The sequence below is a fragment of the Stenotrophomonas sp. 96582_Sma genome, assembly GCF_056480905.1.
This window is the reverse complement of the sequence record NZ_CM151122.1, coordinates 1,243,664-1,259,014: the sequence shown is the minus strand read 5'-3', so window position 1 is coordinate 1,259,014 and position 15,351 is coordinate 1,243,664. Positions and strand designations below refer to the sequence as shown.

General features: G+C 52.1%; 23 protein-coding genes. 7 read left to right on the top strand and 16 right to left on the bottom strand.

The genetic code is table 11. The annotated features are described in order from the left end of the window. Nucleotides 1-33 precede the first annotated feature (33 nt). The 7 genes from ACZK2R_RS05815 to ACZK2R_RS05785 all read right to left on the bottom strand — a co-directional run bounded on the left by ACZK2R_RS05815 (nucleotide 34) and on the right by ACZK2R_RS05785 (nucleotide 3,936). Nucleotides 34-477: a hypothetical protein gene (locus ACZK2R_RS05815; protein WP_478487848.1), complete on the bottom strand. Its 444-nt coding sequence runs from the start codon at nucleotides 475-477 to the stop codon at nucleotides 34-36. Next, complete coding sequence (locus tag ACZK2R_RS05810; protein ID WP_478487846.1) at nucleotides 477-860, bottom strand: hypothetical protein; 384 nt, start codon at nucleotides 858-860, stop codon at nucleotides 477-479. Before ACZK2R_RS05810 ends, ACZK2R_RS05815 begins: the two co-directional genes overlap by 1 nt. 21 nt (nucleotides 861-881) lie before the next feature. Continuing rightward, nucleotides 882-1,715: a hypothetical protein gene (locus ACZK2R_RS05805; RefSeq protein WP_478487845.1), complete on the bottom strand. Its 834-nt coding sequence runs from the start codon at nucleotides 1,713-1,715 to the stop codon at nucleotides 882-884. 394 nt (nucleotides 1,716-2,109) lie between these two features. Continuing rightward, nucleotides 2,110-2,478 carry a hypothetical protein gene (locus tag ACZK2R_RS05800; protein ID WP_478487844.1) on the bottom strand — a complete coding sequence of 123 codons (369 nt, stop codon included), beginning with the start codon at nucleotides 2,476-2,478 and terminating at the stop codon, nucleotides 2,110-2,112. Beyond that, on the bottom strand, nucleotides 2,475-2,783 hold the full coding sequence (locus tag ACZK2R_RS05795) for a hypothetical protein (RefSeq protein ID WP_478487842.1): 309 nt from the start codon (nucleotides 2,781-2,783) through the stop codon (nucleotides 2,475-2,477). The genes ACZK2R_RS05800 and ACZK2R_RS05795 overlap by 4 nt, the downstream gene beginning before the upstream one ends. Nucleotides 2,784-3,030: 247 nt before the next feature. Continuing rightward, a complete protein-coding gene (locus ACZK2R_RS05790; protein WP_478487840.1) occupies nucleotides 3,031-3,516 on the bottom strand; it encodes a hypothetical protein in 486 nt (161 codons plus the stop codon). Nucleotides 3,517-3,534: 18 nt separating this feature from the next. After that, complete coding sequence (locus ACZK2R_RS05785; protein ID WP_478487838.1) at nucleotides 3,535-3,936, bottom strand: hypothetical protein; 402 nt, start codon at nucleotides 3,934-3,936, stop codon at nucleotides 3,535-3,537. A gap of 342 nt (nucleotides 3,937-4,278) precedes the next feature. Between ACZK2R_RS05785 and ACZK2R_RS05780 the strand changes: the two genes are divergently transcribed. Both ACZK2R_RS05780 and ACZK2R_RS05775 read left to right on the top strand, forming a co-directional pair. Further along, a complete protein-coding gene (locus ACZK2R_RS05780) occupies nucleotides 4,279-5,019 on the top strand; it encodes a hypothetical protein (RefSeq protein WP_478487837.1) in 741 nt (246 codons plus the stop codon). Nucleotides 5,020-5,127: 108 nt separating this feature from the next. Further along, complete coding sequence (locus ACZK2R_RS05775; protein ID WP_478487836.1) at nucleotides 5,128-5,415, top strand: hypothetical protein; 288 nt, start codon at nucleotides 5,128-5,130, stop codon at nucleotides 5,413-5,415. Between the two features lie 57 nt (nucleotides 5,416-5,472). On the opposite strand, the gene ACZK2R_RS05770 is transcribed toward ACZK2R_RS05775, so the two are convergent. Both ACZK2R_RS05770 and ACZK2R_RS05765 read right to left on the bottom strand, forming a co-directional pair. Beyond that, a complete protein-coding gene (locus ACZK2R_RS05770; protein WP_478487834.1) occupies nucleotides 5,473-5,844 on the bottom strand; it encodes a hypothetical protein in 372 nt (123 codons plus the stop codon). Beyond that, nucleotides 5,841-6,227, bottom strand: coding sequence for a hypothetical protein (locus ACZK2R_RS05765; protein WP_478487832.1), 387 nt, complete (start codon nucleotides 6,225-6,227; stop codon nucleotides 5,841-5,843). Before ACZK2R_RS05765 ends, ACZK2R_RS05770 begins: the two co-directional genes overlap by 4 nt. A 162-nt stretch (nucleotides 6,228-6,389) precedes the next feature. Here ACZK2R_RS05765 and ACZK2R_RS05760 point away from each other — a divergent pair, with 162 nt between their 5' ends. Next, on the top strand, nucleotides 6,390-7,079 hold the full coding sequence (locus ACZK2R_RS05760) for a hypothetical protein (protein ID WP_478487831.1): 690 nt from the start codon (nucleotides 6,390-6,392) through the stop codon (nucleotides 7,077-7,079). Between the two features lie 24 nt (nucleotides 7,080-7,103). Here the strand turns inward: ACZK2R_RS05760 and ACZK2R_RS05755 are convergent, their stop codons facing one another. The 6 genes from ACZK2R_RS05755 to ACZK2R_RS05730 form a co-directional block, all read right to left on the bottom strand. Then, entirely contained in the window at nucleotides 7,104-7,442 is a 339-nt protein-coding gene (locus ACZK2R_RS05755; RefSeq protein ID WP_478487830.1) for a hypothetical protein, read from the bottom strand. A gap of 275 nt (nucleotides 7,443-7,717) precedes the next feature. Beyond that, on the bottom strand, nucleotides 7,718-8,119 hold the full coding sequence (locus tag ACZK2R_RS05750) for an H-NS histone family protein (RefSeq protein ID WP_329841741.1): 402 nt from the start codon (nucleotides 8,117-8,119) through the stop codon (nucleotides 7,718-7,720). Between the two features lie 98 nt (nucleotides 8,120-8,217). Beyond that, nucleotides 8,218-8,724, bottom strand: a complete 507-nt coding sequence (locus ACZK2R_RS05745) for a hypothetical protein (protein WP_478487828.1) — start codon at nucleotides 8,722-8,724, stop codon at nucleotides 8,218-8,220. 5 nt (nucleotides 8,725-8,729) lie between these two features. Continuing rightward, a complete protein-coding gene (locus ACZK2R_RS05740) occupies nucleotides 8,730-9,308 on the bottom strand; it encodes a nucleotide-binding protein (RefSeq protein WP_478487827.1) in 579 nt (192 codons plus the stop codon). 76 nt (nucleotides 9,309-9,384) lie between these two features. Beyond that, a complete protein-coding gene (locus ACZK2R_RS05735; protein ID WP_478487826.1) occupies nucleotides 9,385-9,825 on the bottom strand; it encodes a hypothetical protein in 441 nt (146 codons plus the stop codon). Further along, nucleotides 9,822-10,004, bottom strand: a complete 183-nt coding sequence (locus tag ACZK2R_RS05730) for a hypothetical protein (RefSeq protein ID WP_478487824.1) — start codon at nucleotides 10,002-10,004, stop codon at nucleotides 9,822-9,824. Before ACZK2R_RS05730 ends, ACZK2R_RS05735 begins: the two co-directional genes overlap by 4 nt. An 85-nt stretch (nucleotides 10,005-10,089) precedes the next feature. Between ACZK2R_RS05730 and ACZK2R_RS05725 the strand changes: the two genes are divergently transcribed. From ACZK2R_RS05725 to ACZK2R_RS05710, 4 genes are all read left to right on the top strand, one after another. Further along, entirely contained in the window at nucleotides 10,090-11,802 is a 1,713-nt protein-coding gene (locus ACZK2R_RS05725; RefSeq protein ID WP_478487822.1) for a type 4 pilus major pilin, read from the top strand. 122 nt (nucleotides 11,803-11,924) lie between these two features. After that, entirely contained in the window at nucleotides 11,925-13,694 is a 1,770-nt protein-coding gene (locus ACZK2R_RS05720; RefSeq protein ID WP_478487820.1) for a YadA-like family protein, read from the top strand. 127 nt (nucleotides 13,695-13,821) lie between these two features. Beyond that, complete coding sequence (locus tag ACZK2R_RS05715) at nucleotides 13,822-14,328, top strand: hypothetical protein (protein ID WP_478487819.1); 507 nt, start codon at nucleotides 13,822-13,824, stop codon at nucleotides 14,326-14,328. Between the two features lie 28 nt (nucleotides 14,329-14,356). Then, the gene (locus ACZK2R_RS05710) at nucleotides 14,357-15,025 is read left to right on the top strand and encodes a hypothetical protein (RefSeq protein ID WP_478487817.1); all 669 of its coding nucleotides are present in this window, start codon (nucleotides 14,357-14,359) and stop codon (nucleotides 15,023-15,025) included. A gap of 25 nt (nucleotides 15,026-15,050) precedes the next feature. Here the strand turns inward: ACZK2R_RS05710 and ACZK2R_RS05705 are convergent, their stop codons facing one another. Then, entirely contained in the window at nucleotides 15,051-15,293 is a 243-nt protein-coding gene (locus ACZK2R_RS05705; RefSeq protein WP_447904155.1) for a hypothetical protein, read from the bottom strand. Nucleotides 15,294-15,351 lie beyond the last annotated feature (58 nt).

Sequence of the window (15,351 nt, the reverse complement as noted above, 5' to 3'; positions counted from 1 at the left end):
TTTCAGGTCAAGCGGAGCGAAGTCCGCTTTTAGTCAATTGTCTTCGTCTGGCAATTCTTTCACTTTGTCGATCAGCGCCGCATCAAACGCACGGTTGAAAAACTCAGAGATGTTCATGCTTTTGTCTTTGCAATAACCCTTCACGCTCTTCACGTAAGAGCCTTCTTCCTTCGCAATCAACGCGAACTGAGCGGTGACTTCTTCCGCAAGAGGCAGGGCTATTTTCGCGTAGTAGTCGAGTGAAGCCGAGAACGCGGAGTAGTCATTTGCTCCTTTTTTCACTAGCTCTTTACGATAGACATCAGTCAGGTGTTTGGCCGCGCTATTGGGAATGATGCGCGCAAAAGTCTCGATCTTTTCTTCGTCGCTCTTGCTTTTGCCTGCCGTCAACGCTCCGCACGACAGCGGGTCGGGCTCTGCCGAACTTGCGCCCAAGGGTGTAGCGACAAGAGCGGCAATCAACATCCATTTGCTCACTATTCGCTCTCCTGATTTCGGCCAGCCATCACCCACTTACACGTCTTGACGACTGCCAAAATCAGCAGATATGCGAAAGCGTAAGCAAGCGCGTAGACGATCATCCAACCCGGCAACTGCTCCTTGAAGACATACGCGAGATCATCGTCTTGCTGCTTTGACATCTCATCGAGACAAATGCGTATCGCCTCCGAATGAGTGCTTTCCCCCGAACCAATCAGCCTCTCCTTGCAGCGCTGCATGTCTGACGTTCGGTATTCCGCAAGCTTCGAATCGGACATGAAGGCAAGAGCAACCGGCCACGCAAAAATCGCCAGGAACGCCCCCACAATTGCGAGACGGTTCCACATGCCTAACCGCTTTTTCTTCTTGGTCTTTTCCACGTTACCCCCTGTGTGCTGTCGTCAAAACTTTCGCTGGTAAAGGATGCGCTTCGTTTGATCATCGGTGTAGCAAACAAGCGAAACCACCTTTCCAGAGACACCCACTCGGTCAACCGACCATTCGTTTCTGTATTCGGGGTATGTGTGCAGATCAACGGTGGTCTTGACGAAATCCGGCGCGTTAAACGTGACTCCGTAAGCGATGGCCACCGGCCCAATCTTCCTCGCCTCCTCGACGGGAACCGGGCACTTGCCCGGAAATTCATAGCTCGCGTATTGCGACGTGCGCGTGCCAAATTTGCGCACCTGGGCGAGTGGCATCAGGATCGAATACTGCGTATCGGTTCGCTTCTCGAAGAGCTGAACTTGTCCGTATACGTCACGCTTGTTCACCATCGGCTTCCCTTCCACAGAACCGATGCTGCACGCCAAGACGTTCTTCAAGTCCGAGAATTCGTAGTCCGTGCAATACGTTTTTTCCGCGACATACGCGCCCCGGTCGGCGTCGTATTTTACGCGGCTACCAGACTCAAAAAGGTAGACCGCATCGGCCCTGATGCCGGTAGGCAAAGCCAACTCTGCCTTTCTCTTCTCGTAGGCAGCAGTCGTTTCGAACTCGTTCTTGCTGACCCCGTTTCGAGCGTTGACGATCTCTTGGTAGAAGCGCTCCGGTGTGTTGAGTCGAACCTCTTTGTCGTCGAACGCCTTCCCTGCCCAAGCCTCCTGCGTGAGCACTAGGGGTGGCTGAGCGGGCTTGGCTGTGCCTTGCGGCGCGGAGCGCGGAGACGCTTCCTCCTGCTGACAACCAGCCAGGCCTAGTGCCAGGCCTACGGCCCCGAAGATGATAGAGCGCACGAACTTCCCCTGTTCTCACTGATGACCGCTTCATTGTAAGCGTTGCGTGAAGCCAGTCACATGTCAGAAAAGTCTGACAGATGGGCCAGTCAAAAGTGCTAAATGACCGACAGACGCCCAAAGAAAAAGCCTCCGGTTAGGGAGGCCTTATTTCACGCTCTTCATTTCACTCCACCTTTTACATCTTCCTACCCCGGCGGGGAGGTTTATCATGACCTTGCTCTTGCTGAGCCCTCTTCACCGCCCTCATGATCCTAATCGCCTGCCTTTCTTCCGGGGTCTTGGTGAACCAATTGCAAAAATCTTCGAAACGCTCTTTGATGTATACCACGCTCATTTTATCTCCTTTGGTTGGGGTGAGGCTTAATTATATATCAATCCAACCCAAATATCCTTATTCCCAGACGTTTTTGTAATCCTCATTCATGATCTGGAAAGCAAAATTGACCACCGTCTCAATCTCCTTTCGGCCGAATTTTTGGCTGTAATCCGCAAACGCATCGAACGCTTCTAAGAGTTCCGCGTCGGTTACCAGGTGGTCACCCGATTGTCGCTCCACGAACACCGCTACTTTTGACTGGCCCGTCGCAATGACGCGTTTTGTCTCTTCGTAGACCATCTCTTCAATGGCTTTTGTCACGCTCTCGTATTCTTTGAAGACCACACCCTGATGCGGCAGATAGCTCAAAACGAAGGTCTGAGCTGAGAATTCGGGATGCGCGATGACTAGCTCCTTGATGATGCTGAGTGAGTGCCTTCTCATAAGTCAGCCCTCATGCTTTCAGAGATGATCTCTTCAAGCTGAGCCTCCATGTCAGCGAGTTTCTCATTGTATTCGCTGCCAGGGCCGACCTTTTCCAAGTCGAAGCAGAACGAGTCAACTTCGAGGTAGTGCGGATTACCGATAAGCTTTCCCGCTTCATACAAGTTGTCGATGCCTTCTTGGTCAGTGACCAGGAGCTTTACAACTCCACGCCTACTTGACCATCTATTCGACTTTAAAACCATCTCAACGATAACGACTGTTTTGGATTCTGATAATTTTTGAGATGCAATAATATTTCTCATGATGCTGTTCCTTTTTTAGTTGATTGAACGAGACTCAATTGATACGAGACTCTTAATTAAAGGTTATTAGAAAAAGTGGAAATGGCAAGATGGAAGAAATGACTAAACATCAGAAGTGGGAATAGTTCACAGATTCGAGTGAAGAAGTGCTTGTTAAACTTTTTCAACCCCCTCCCTTTTCGTTCACCCAATAAAAAAGCCCCTAATGCGGGGCTTCTCAGTCAAGGCATTTCATGCCTTCTCCTTTTTACTGGGCTAGCCGCTGGCGGATGTATCGCAACTCCGTTTCCAGCTGACTTTGACGCTCAGACAGCAACATACACTCCTCCTTGGTCAGTCTTTTCCGCTCAAACATCTGAATGTCCGCCGCTAAGTCGGGCGCAAAGAGTCTCAGCTTGGAAAACATCAGGTAGAGAACGATGTCTTCAACGCAAGACACTCGCGTCTTATCAGCATAGACAGAGCACGCATCGCGAACGAGATAGCGGTCTTCGCCTTCTTTGGTAATGACGATTGGCTCTTGCTTGATTGCGAAGCGCTCAGAGCTATCCATCTGAACCGATTCAAGTCCAGGATTTGAATCAAGTTTTTTGAGCGCGTCTCGAACGGCAATTTCGACTCGGTTCTGTTCTTCGTTCAAGACCCGAACCAAGGCGAGCGGCAGGCAAACGGACAGACGGCGTTTGATCTCAGCCAGGATTACGGGTTTTGGGCGTTTGGTAATGTCTCTCATATCATTCTCCTATTGTTGTTAAAAAATTGAGTTGTTCTCGCTCTGCTCTTTCCAGCGCTTCACCGCCGCTTGCATCATCAGCCGAACCATAGTGGTTCTCGAAAGATCAAGCGCATCTGCGCGCAACCGAATTGCAGCCTGGTCTTCCTTTGAGATCCGAGTCATCTGCAACCAGCTCCCGCTCTGAGCCTGGGCATCTTCGTAAGTCTCTTTCGATTCTGCCAAGTCCAATTCAAGCCGTAGCTCTTCATCATCGAAGTTGTTCAAGTAGTGCTGAATGATTTGACGTTGGAGTTTGGCTTTGCGGCATTGCGCTTCTGCGCTCCAATCCCGCAGGTCTTCGTTCAATTGAAAGCTGACGCGGGGATTTGGGGCAACGCGGTTCAGCTGTTCGTCTTTCGGTTCTAGGTTTCTTTTCATAGCTCTCCTTATGTGTTGGATTGTGGCTCAATTGAGTCCTGCTCTTTGAGAGTAGATCGGATTCAAGAGTTGGCAAGAGCGAAACGAGCACCAGAATTAAAAAGCGGGAATAGTTCACGTTCTTGGAAGGAGCAGGATGTAGAGAATATGGGGTTGAAGAGAGAACACGGATTGCACTGAAAAAGTTTAATAAACTCGTGAAAGCGCGAAGCCGCGCCAAAGGCGCAACTGAGCGACAGCTTCCAGGCTTTTGCCTTTAGCCGCTTTTTCTGGCTTTTGCTCTTGTCAGAATCGGCTTACGTGCTACCAATTAATTATCAATTCTTTAATTGGAGAAGCACGATGGCTAAGACATGGATCAGACGAAGTTTAAGAGAGCAACAAAAGAGCTTATGCGCTTATTGCGGTGAGCCACTTCCAGCGCGAGCGAAAAGCTCTTTGCTCATTCCTGTCCAGGTTGGTGGATCTAAGAACGCAGGCATTGTTCTCGCGTGCAATGAGTGCTTGGGAAGCAAGAGCCAGTCAGACCTATTGGGGTGGCTGGCTACGCCCTTTCACCGCGTGCTTCCGAAGAACGCCCCAAGCTTGCTGGTGAAGCGCTTGGAAGCCGCTGAGCAAGCCCAGAACCATCAGCTGCCGGTTGCCCACTCCGCGCATAGAAAAGCGGTAAGAAGAGCGCTGGAAGAGCGGTGGAAGAGCCCACGAGTAAGAGTGAGGGTCGAAGACAGCACCTTGATCTTCGATAGGGAACAGCACGGGCGCGGAGCCGCCCTGGTTGTCTTGCGGAGCCAGTTCGCAGGGATCATTGACGAACGGGCCGGAGAAGTGAAAGTGCGCGTGCCGCTGCAACACCTCGAAAGAGCAAAGAGCGTGCTCGCTGCACTGAACTGTTGGGTAGGCGGACTACCCACAAGTGGCACATTGGGCGAGTTGAAACGCGCTAAAAAGAAGACACCGAAACGGGGCATCAGTAAGCGGCAAAGACAAGAGATGATGATGCTCAGAGACACCGATCAGCTGAGCACACTTGGACGTGCTGATGTTGAGCTGGCGTTGCTAAGAGATAGACTGAGAAGTCGGTGAGCATATGGGCTTAGTCCCGCCCCTTGAATTTGTCCATTTCGCCCCAATATCGGCGCAGCCGTCCGGCAAACCCAACCATCCACGCTATTGACCTGTAAAGGGGGATTTATGTCTTCTAAGGAATACATCACAACTTATGTAAAGGCAGCAAAAAGTGTTATCGATTCACCCAATGGGACTGCTCGACTCTTGTCCGGGTTCAGCACGCTGAAAAATGCCGCTGATGCAGGGGTGACTCCCAGTCAGATGCGCGCAATTTTTCCGGATCTGAGAAAGTATAGCGACGCCACGATTGACGGCTTTGTCCAGATGGGCAGTGATATGACCGAAGGCAAAACCATTGTCGCGAGCGCAGTGTTTGAGAATCCCGACCCGAGTAGTGCTATTGCTCAGTAATGATATCTAAGAGAGCACCGCAAGGTGCTCTCTTTCTTTTTGCGCTTTGCATGGTCTTCATAGCCTGCGTTTCCAGCGCTCTACCCCCGCTTCAAAGATCATCCGTAGCATAGTGGTCTGCGGCAGATAGAGAGCCTGGGCACGTTGAACAAAAGCGTCTTTGACCTCCGCTGTCACGCTTACCTTTTGACTCATCACCTGTTCTGCTTTCGCAGAACGCCGAATGGGAGCATCTTCAATTTCCAACCGCATCGGTTCTTCTTCGATCTGCAAGTAGTGATAGAGAATGTTGCGCATGACTTGCACTAGCGGCTTCTGTTGAAGCTCTGCCAAAGCTCGTAGATCAGCGTCCAGGCCTGCGTGCATGCGAACGCTGGGTAGCGAGCAAGAAAGCCTCTGAATTGGCATTTCTGCGAATACTGCGGTCATGCGGCACACTCTTCCAGGAAGTAGTGATTGTTCAGCGCTCTTTCTTCTCGCATCAATTCTTGAAAGAATTTGTCGTGAGCAGAGTAGAAGCCATAGACTGCGTTGCTGTCTGCGGAGACGTAGAAGAAGCGGTATTTACCCATCTGCAACCCCTTGAAGATCTGCACACCTTCTAGGTCTTGGCTGTAAACGGCTTGATGCATGTTGCCGAATTCGCGGTAGTCGAAGAAGCTTGCGAAGGCTTCTGCGCTGTAAATCACTGCTCTGTCAGACACGCGTGCTCCTCCCGCTGATGCAGCGTTAAACAAGACGTGCAAATCGCTGATGATTTTTCTTTCGCTGATATAGTGTTTTGAAGATGCCTGTTGTGCAATCGCGCCCATGAGTTCTGCTCCGTATTTTTTTGTAAGATTGAAGGAGGAAGCAATAAAATGACTTCCTTAAAATCAATGTAAACCGGAGCGGAGATTTGGCAATGGCGTTGGGCGAACCAGATTAGACTAAAACGCAAAACCGGTAATATTTCACAATATTGGAGACGCCGAGTGACCATACCGACACATTGCGGCATGCCGCCGCTTCATCTAAACATTGAAGGCCTCCGCTCGCATGCCCTGATGATGAGCATATTTATTCCAGAACCAGGCGTTTCAGCCGAAAAACGGAAGTGGCGTTCATGGCTGGTGCACTGCCTCGTCAAAACGGCACGACATTACAACGAAGCGCGGTCCTTGATACTTGACCAAGTAAGTGAGGGCCAACGATCTTCTGCCGAGATGGCCAAAGGCCGATCTTTGCCTCTGTTGGACTTTGCATTCGCCATGGAAGACTGCATCACGTCGCTTGAAAAAGCGATAGCCTGCATCCGCGCTTTGTCAAAAAAAGGGGAAATGACATCCGAATTCGTCCTGGCACTAGATAGCGAGCAGCAGTCCCTGAATGCTTTTCGCAGGCAGCAGGAACATATGCACTCTCAAATCGCCGCAGGACAAACGGGCGATGGTCCAATCCTCGTGGCGCTGTCTGACAATGGCGACGGCATGAGGCTTCGGGGACTTACGATGGGGTTCGATGCTCTATACAGGTTGATCGACGCTGTATATCGGGACATATCGAGCCTCTTCCCAATTCACGATGTTCAGTCGCCTCCGTTGCAAGGAGGGGCACCTCACCTTTCAATGTCTATGACCACTACGGTAATCCACGGCGATGGAACGCAATCAGAGGTTTGGTAACCAGGGGTGCCAAACCGCAATGCTTCATAAGAAGAACCTCTCGCCTGCGTAAAAACGCGCAAGGCGGTCGAAGTCGCACAAGAACTCTGCGTGTTCAGTCACAACCAAATACGGCCTACGTCGGTCTGTCGCGATGTAGTGCACGCTATGGTCAATTCCTTCGTAGCGTTGACCTGGACGAATCTTCGAAGAGACTTCGCGGGCTTCCAGGAAGCCTTGTGCGAGTTTCTTAGATGACGTGTCTTTGTAGAGAATGACAAAGAGCGTTAAAGCTGAGATCGCAATGAATGCGAACATGAGCCCGGCTGAGAAATGGGGCCAAAAGTTATCGGCAACGTTGAGTGCGAAAGTAGTCGTGTTCATAGTTTTCTCCGGTTTTTAAGGGGCAGAGATGAAAAGTCATCTCATACTGAGACCTTAAAACGCGAAGAAAAAGACGCAAGAGGCGCTTTCCGACTAAAACGAAGATCCGTGAAATAGTTCCGTTGTGGGTAGGTAGACTACCCACGTTTAATGGCGGAGCCGCGCCGCAGGCGCAACCAGGACCAGCGGTCCAAGCGGTTGCTTTTAGCGCTTCTTTCTAGGCACAAAAAAGCCCACCGAAAGGTGGGCTTATCATGCGTGAACTGCATTAGAACTCAGGCAGCAGGCCACTTCTGTTCCGGGTTAGCTTCACGCCACTTCTTGGCGGCGTCAGACTTTTCCCATTCCACGAATGCCGTAGGCGTGCGGCCACGACCGCTCCAAGTCTCGCCATTCGGCAGCTTGAATTTTGCAGCCACAGGAGTCTTGCTGCCCTGATTGCTGACGGACTTACGACCACGAGTAGCACCGGATACCACGTAACGCGCGATTTCAGCCCGCTGACGCGAATCAAAGAATTCAGCGAAATCTTCGAGCAGGCTCACAATGTTGCTGTGTGCACTCTCGGCTTCCGCCTGACGCTCTTTGTTTTCCTGTTCTTCAATCTTGCGCAGTTCTTCCAGAAGCTTCTGCTTCTGAGCTGCCAGATTGTCGAGGTTGGTCTTCTTCTCTGCCATTTCTGTTGCTCCAATTGCAGCGGGTAGTGGTGTGAAATCGATCCTAAAAGGACCTGCAATTTTTAGCAAGCCCTTTTCCAAAAGAATTCTGTCTTCCTTTAATTTCGCCCGTTCCGCTTCTTCACTACTCGCCTGTAAAGCTGCCGCTGGCTCTTTCTGTCGTCTTCCCAAGCTTTTACGGTCAATGACTTACGCTCATCAACAAGCTTTTGAGCGGCATATGACGCAAGGGCAATGATAGAAGTCGCAATGGGCACCTCATAGTCAAACTCAGCGCCGGTCAGCCTACGCAGCTGTTCCCGAAGCTTTGGCGGCACCGTCATCATCATTCGATTCACCCGTTTTCCATCGTCGTTCCGGTAGTCATGCAAGGATGGCTTGGTGTCTAAGTCACCTCGAATCCCAAATCTCAGGTGAACCGGCATTCCTGTGTGTGCGTTTCTGCGAGTCAACGCCTCTTCACTGAACTGAAAATACGTTCTACGCCTGGATTCATCCCCGGCAGCCAACCGGTCCCCAGGCAGCACGTTTTCCAGGCTCTCATGCATCACTGCGTCGTGTCGGCTTTGATGCACGACAGTGAGTGCAGCAGACAGGTCTTTCATTTTTTTCATACGTTCACCTCTGATTTGATTTTTTTGATGATGGAGAGCGTGTCGAACTTGACGTGTCGAATCCCTCTCCCCTTGATTTGGTAGATGGTTGTCCCCTCTGCATACGCGCGGGAAAACCCGGCTCTGTCCGGGATGACAACAGCGCCTTTCAACTCGGTGCTGGACAGCCGTTCCCTATGCTCTGCTCTCGCTTTGTTGACCCTATTCGCAACAACGATGAAGCGCTTCTTTTTCCGTTTTAAGAGGTCAATCGTGCGCAAGAACACAACATAAGAAACGGCATCCAAGGCGGTGGGGACGATGTAGAGATCAGCGTCCGGAAGGACTTCGTTGTCGTTGAGACGTGGCGGCGTGTCGATGATTTCCACGTCGAACCCTTTGCTGCGCGAGCGAGCGACAGTGAAGGGTGTTTCATCGGCCAACGCTGACCACGCCAAAGCGCTGCCCTGGGGGTCTTGGTCGATCAACAGGACTCGCTTCTTTTCGATTTCAGCGAAGAAGCTTGAAAGAGCAAGACTAAGAGTGGTGCGCCCTACCCCACCTTTCGCGGATAGCAGGCATAAACGGACGGTCATGAGTCACCTCGATTTGGTTGAATGGGGCCGATGATCAAAGCGAAGACGATGGCGAGAGCAAGAAGAATGGTGAACATCAGGCGGCCTCCTTGTGCTCTTCAACACGCTTTCCTGGGACCGGAACGCGCTCCGCATCGGCTTTGATGAAGGCTTTTAATGCTGGCGGGATTCGGCCTCCGCAGATCTCAGCAATGGTCTTCCCAGGGCGTCTTTCGAACTCTCTGCGTCCGGTCCATGCGTGGTAGTGTTTCACAAGCGTCACGCCGACTTCCTGGAATGGGTTCGCTTTGAATTCCAAGAGAAATGCCGTAATCGCGTCCAGTTCTTCGCGTGCGTTTGCATCCGGCTCCTGGTTCCATAAGATACTGGCAAGCGCGAGGGCGGTGATGCCACGCGAATCGGCATCATTGATGAAGTCGTGCTGGGGGCGATGCAATACTGCGGTTCCAACCGCTGCTTTCACCACGTCTAATTTCTTGGTCTGCACAGCAGGCAGTAGCAGGTATGAGTAGTTCATTCCCACACCCCCTGCTCCATTGCGTTCAGCACGTTTTCCTTTGGCGCTTTTCGGTCATAGCGCTGCTTCAAGCTTCTGCGTGCATCGCGCTTCGACTTTTGCGATTGCCTGAAAAACGCAAATGCGTTGTCTTCGAGCGAGAATGCGGCTTCGTTTCTGTATAAATGCTCCAACTTCATAAATCGTCTCCTGTTTTCATTTGAATTTATGGGTAGTGCGACTACTCATAAATCCAGTTAAACAGAGGACTGAAAACTGTCTAGCTTGAAAAACGAGAGATATTTCTCAATTTTTCTGTTTAGTCAAAACGTTCTCCTTGCGCTCTTGCCTGAATCGCTTTCAATCAAAGAAGGCCAAGAGAAAGGGAGCGCACGCATGAAAAGACGAAAAGGGTATTCATTGACAGAGCTGCTCATTGCAACTGGCATCGTCAGTGTGATTGGCGCTGTCGCATTCGTGCTCTACCAACCCGTGAAAGCGCGTGCACAGACGCGCGCCGAAAGCGAGCGACTCAACAAACTGTCATCGGAAATCCAGCAGGCGTTTGGAGTGGTTGGAAGCTATGAAGGCGTCAGCAGTGAGCGCTTGATTGAAGAGCGCTTCATCAAGCCAGAGCACTTTGAGGGCGGCAAAATCCGAAACGCCTGGGGCGGCGTCGTTGATGCACAGCCGTTCGGCATTCGGCATTTTGGAGACGCGTTTACGCTCGACTACACCAACGTCAGAGCTGCCAGCTGCTCAGATTTCGTCTCTGCCAACGCGGGCAATGCTCACGATGTCGTGATCGACGGCACAAGCATCGTGAAGAACAACAACGATCGGTTGGATGTTGCTGCATTAACGAAAGCATGTGCGAGCGCTCGTGTCGTGAGCTTCGTCTATCACAACGAAAACATCGGTCAGTTCATTGCCACGCCTTTGAACCTTCCTCAGAGCGATCAGGCGCAGAAGAACCCGCCTCAGAGCCGCAGCCCTACTGCTCCTGACTCGGCGGTCGGTGGACAGGAAGCTACCCCAGTCCACCCATACGTCCCGCAGTGCGGTCCAAAGCCAGCACTGCCCTCTTGTCCTGGGATCAGCAATCAGGCCTGGGAAGCCACAACGTTTCCCCAGTGCTGGAACCTGATTGGCTCTTGCGCTCTTCCTGCAGATCCAACCCCGGCTCCCGTTCTGCCGGCACTACCTGCGCCCGTTCCTCTTCCAACCCTTCCTTCCACACCCCCGGCGCTTTGCAGTGCTTCTTCTGAGTCTCAGCCAGCAGCCTGCCTAGCTGGCAGCTATGGGAATGCAACTTCTACACGTCAAAAGACGTGCCCCGAAGCATGGGGGCAACCGGTATGGACAGGATGGGAAACGGACAGAAGCAGCTGTCAAAGTTGCCCTGGCAGCAGTCAAGAAGAGAGCTATCAGACCGTCACCAGAAGCGGCTCGTGCCCGTCCGGCATGACCGGTTCGATGACGTATCAGACGCGGCTCAAAGCCACACGGAACGTTTCTTACGCGTGCCCTGTGGGTCAGACCAATGCGCCTTCGCCTTCTTACACAGATTGGGTCTGGATCGAGACCGGGGAAGTGCTATCCAAAGATGAGAGCGCGTGCCGCGCGGAAGGCCTGACGGTTGCGAGCGGCAAGCTCTTCATCTCAAACACGAACACGACTCGAACCATCCAGGAAGGCTTGGTTCTTGTTCAAAGCTCGGAGTGGACCACTCTCGCGAGTGTGTCGAGCGACTGGCCCCAATCTTATGGGCCCGTGCGTGCATGGGCAAACGTGAGCTTCACCTTTAACGGTTCTACGCAAGGCTTCTATCAAGCAGCAAACGGGAATACCCCTAGTCCTGGCAACTCTATCAACTCATCGGAAATCCGAACCCTCAACTTTAACGGGACGCTGGTGGACATCGATTTCAGGACTTTCGGAACCTCTGACGGCACCGTGATTAATGGAGGAATTCGCATTCTTTATCGCGTTCGTTGACCTGTGCGCAGCACGCCAAACCTCTCTCGCGTCACCTACTGCAAAACCGGCTTTGAGTGCTCTTGTCAAATTGGAATTCAGTGTTAGAAATAAAGAATGTCCAGAAAAAACAGGAGCACTCAATGAAAAACAAATTAGCGTTATCTGCTATCGCTTTGGCGATTCTTTTTTCCATATCTACTGCAAACGCCGCAGAACCCATCGAAATTGGTGAAGACGTGCGAGCCTGCCCCGATGGGGTGGCTATTGGCGTCAACGCCAATAGCGACATCATCTGCGCAAAAAATGGCGGAGTAACAATCGGCAAAAACGTTAAGTCGAACGGTGGTGTGGTAATAGGCGATGATTCGAGCCAAAGCTACGGAAGTAATGGCAACATCGTCGGAACCCAATCCGTGGGAGCAGGCGATTACGTCAACGTGTTCGGCAATGAGAACAACGCAACGTCCGCGAACATCTTCGGCAATCGAAACAAAGATGTTAGGGGCAATATTGTCGGTAATGACAACAAGACCATCATGCTCAATAGCGTGATGGACGACCCCAACATTCACGGCAACCGCAACGTCATCAGGACGGACGACAACGCAGCAGCAAGCAGCGTTTCAAGTGCAGTGTTCGGGAACGACAACAGCATAAAGGGCAGCAACAACGCCATTGTAGGAAACAGCAACCTTTTAGATGCGAGCGGCGTGGTCATAACCGACTCTGTGTTCGTCGGAAGCAACATCTACGCAAACAGCGCCAGCGGAAAAATCACAGATGCCGCTGCGTTCGGCAAAAACGCAGGCGTTCAAGGAAGCCGCACTGTTGCGCTAGGTGCAGGCGCAAGCGCACTTGCTGACGACTGCACAGCCGTAGGCGCGGGAGCAATGTGTGTGGAATCGAAGACCACCGCGTTTGGCGACACTCGACTGACGAACATCGCGAACGGCGTGAGAGACACAGATGCGGCAGCAATGGGGCAACTGACAGGGGTGGCGCGAATCATCGGGGGTGGCACCCGCTTTGAGAACGGCAACCTAGTCACACCTACCTGGTATTTCAGAGACAACAGCACACACACAACCATCAGCAGTGCCTTGGACAATCTTGACGAACGAATTGAACGTGCCGGAAGCGGTAGTGCCGGGCAAGACGGCTACTCTGCGTATGAGCTGGCGCAACAATACGGCTATGAAGGCACCGAACGAGAGTGGCTTGCGAGTCTCAAAGGAGACAAGGGCGACAAGGGAGATCCAGGTGTTGCCGGGGAGGCTGGTGAAAGCGGCCAGCCTGGACGCGACGGTCAAGACGGAGCGAACACTGGTGCAGCAAGCAAGGTGACAGCTGGACGCAACGTTGAAGTGTCAGACAACGAAGATGGAACTCAGTTTGTTGCACTGGCTGACAACGTGGAACTGTCAGAACAGGGAAGCGTCAAAGTAGGTGCAACCACCGTTTCCAGCAATGGCGTCGCGGTTAAAGATGGTCCGTCGTTGACAGCGAATGGCATCGACGCGGGCAACCAGCGAGTGTCCAACGTTGCAGAGGGCCGCATCGAACAAGGCTCGACAGACGCCGTGAACGGCGGACAGATCTACGATCTCAGAAACGAACTGAACGACAAATGGGAAGCCACAAATCGTCGCTTCGACGGCATCGAAAAAAGACTCAATGGCTTGGGTGCTCAGACTGCCGCAATGGCGATGATGTCGGCGTCTGGCGCAGGCCTTCCAGTGGGTAAGGTAGCCATCCAAGCAGGCGTTGGATTCAACGGCGGAGCGTCAGCCATGGCTGTGGGCTACCGCGTTCGCACAAGCGAAAAAGTGAGCTTCTCAGCGGGGCTTAGCTTCGGCGGCAACGGAACCAAGCCTATGGGTGGGGTGGGCATGAGCATCATTCTTGACTGAGAGAGCAGCATGAAATTGCAAAAAACCCAAGGGAGCTTCGGCTCCCTTTTCTATTTTTGAGTCGGATCGTTGCTCGATCCCAGAAAAGCCCTTAACATTCTTCATCGCCTGAACTCTGGAAAAATGTGTGAGCATCGACAAGGAAGCAATCACACTAACGCTCAGCATATCTGCTGGCATTGTAAGTGCCGCAACGTTCGTCGTCGCACTTGCACAAATGAAGATTGCCAGCGCCAAGACGCGGTTAGAGCTTTACAATAAGCGATTCAACATCTACACGTGCGCGTTGGACTACTTTCAAGCGGCCTGGGGGAAGTCGGACAAGCCCGCAGAGACTCATCAGCGCGAATTCATTCGATGCTATCGCGAGTCACAATTCCTGTTTGAAGACCGCGATGGCGTCTACGAAACTCTTACAAAGATTAAAGACGCTGGCGCGCAGGCGATTGGCCTTGAAAAAATGATTCATGAGTTGGAGTCCTCTCCGACCGGCGACCCACGAGTGGCCGCGTCATGCAGAGAGAAACGCATGGAACACTTGGGTAGCTTTGAAAGATCGTTGATGACCTTGGAAAAGCAGCTATCCAAATACATCAGATTTGAGCGTGCAAGCGGCTGGCATCCGTTCAAGTAAACACCTCCCTACCGTAATGGAATACATCATGAAAAAGATCTCCCCAATCCTCCTGGCGCTCGCTCTCTCTGCGTGCAATCGGCAGAGCGAAAAGACCGCTGACGCTTCCCCACAGCCCCAGCCCACTCCGGTTAAAGAGCTTCCATCGAAGCAAATTGGAGGCATCGAACTCGGACAACCCGCAACTCTACAAGAGTGCGAGAAAGAGCGCGCCTTCGGCTCCGTTCGATACAAGTATGAGCCGACGAACACACCGTGCTGGCAAGCCAGCATCTTCGACCAGGGCGGCAAGCTGAAGCTGGAACTTGGCGAGATGCCGCAAAATACTTCTGTGGAAGTGAATTTCGGTCGGAAAGCCATTCCTGACGGCATTTACTTTGTAGGCAAAGTCACAACCATATCAGGCAAAATCGAAGACGTGACGCTTGAAACGCAGGGCGTTGACCGGCAACAAGAGGTCTATGAACTTCTGACTGCGAAATGGGGTCAACCCAGTTCTACGAACGTCGAGAAGCTTCAAAACGGGTTCGGTGCTCGCTACGACAGCGTTGAAGCGTTTTGGGCACTTCAAGGCATCTCCGTGCAATACGTCGGCATGCTCAATCATGAACAAGGCTTGATCATCTTCCGCTCCGACGTATCAAACGCTCAGATGCGCGAGCGTGACAAGAAGCTGAAAGGGGCGGAATCGTTCTGACCGGAAAGGGGCTTCGGCCCCTTTTTTACTGCTTCTCGTAAGCTCTGCCTGAAATCATCGCTTCGTAGAAGTCTTCGCCCGCATCGGCAGCAGCCGTGACCCTTTTGTAGGAAGTAGGCGACCTGACTTGCTGTCCGGTAATCTCGGCGATGCTGATCGCTATCGTGTCCAGGGCTTGAAAGGCCCGGTCTTTAAACGCCAGTTTCGGATGGTAGAGAACGAATAATAGGGTGGCGCAGCACGCGGCTGCGCGAATTAAACTGAACATGAGTGACTCCTTTTTTGTGGGATGGAAGAAGGAAGCGGAAAACTAGCTTCCTTCTTTG

Bases quoted from the DNA above. Each gene is read 5' to 3' on its own strand.
- ACZK2R_RS05765 (WP_478487832.1), bottom strand. From the start codon at position 6,227: ATGGGCGCGATTGCACAACAGGCATCTTCAAAACACTATATCAGCGAA.
- ACZK2R_RS05745 (WP_478487828.1), bottom strand. From the start codon at position 8,724: ATGAAAGACCTGTCTGCTGCACTCACTGTCGTGCATCAAAGCCGACAC.
- ACZK2R_RS05710 (WP_478487817.1), top strand. From the start codon at position 14,357: ATGAAAAAGATCTCCCCAATCCTCCTGGCGCTCGCTCTCTCTGCGTGC.
- ACZK2R_RS05795 (WP_478487842.1), bottom strand. From the start codon at position 2,783: ATGAGAAATATTATTGCATCTCAAAAATTATCAGAATCCAAAACAGTC.
- ACZK2R_RS05775 (WP_478487836.1), top strand. From the start codon at position 5,128: ATGTCTTCTAAGGAATACATCACAACTTATGTAAAGGCAGCAAAAAGT.
- ACZK2R_RS05740 (WP_478487827.1), bottom strand. From the start codon at position 9,308: ATGACCGTCCGTTTATGCCTGCTATCCGCGAAAGGTGGGGTAGGGCGC.
- ACZK2R_RS05780 (WP_478487837.1), top strand. From the start codon at position 4,279: ATGGCTAAGACATGGATCAGACGAAGTTTAAGAGAGCAACAAAAGAGC.
- ACZK2R_RS05755 (WP_478487830.1), bottom strand. From the start codon at position 7,442: ATGAACACGACTACTTTCGCACTCAACGTTGCCGATAACTTTTGGCCC.
- ACZK2R_RS05720 (WP_478487820.1), top strand. From the start codon at position 11,925: ATGAAAAACAAATTAGCGTTATCTGCTATCGCTTTGGCGATTCTTTTT.
- ACZK2R_RS05735 (WP_478487826.1), bottom strand. From the start codon at position 9,825: ATGAACTACTCATACCTGCTACTGCCTGCTGTGCAGACCAAGAAATTA.
- ACZK2R_RS05705 (WP_447904155.1), bottom strand. From the start codon at position 15,293: ATGTTCAGTTTAATTCGCGCAGCCGCGTGCTGCGCCACCCTATTATTC.
- ACZK2R_RS05790 (WP_478487840.1), bottom strand. From the start codon at position 3,516: ATGAGAGACATTACCAAACGCCCAAAACCCGTAATCCTGGCTGAGATC.
- ACZK2R_RS05770 (WP_478487834.1), bottom strand. From the start codon at position 5,844: ATGACCGCAGTATTCGCAGAAATGCCAATTCAGAGGCTTTCTTGCTCG.
- ACZK2R_RS05800 (WP_478487844.1), bottom strand. From the start codon at position 2,478: ATGAGAAGGCACTCACTCAGCATCATCAAGGAGCTAGTCATCGCGCAT.
- ACZK2R_RS05750 (WP_329841741.1), bottom strand. From the start codon at position 8,119: ATGGCAGAGAAGAAGACCAACCTCGACAATCTGGCAGCTCAGAAGCAG.
- ACZK2R_RS05785 (WP_478487838.1), bottom strand. From the start codon at position 3,936: ATGAAAAGAAACCTAGAACCGAAAGACGAACAGCTGAACCGCGTTGCC.
- ACZK2R_RS05730 (WP_478487824.1), bottom strand. From the start codon at position 10,004: ATGAAGTTGGAGCATTTATACAGAAACGAAGCCGCATTCTCGCTCGAA.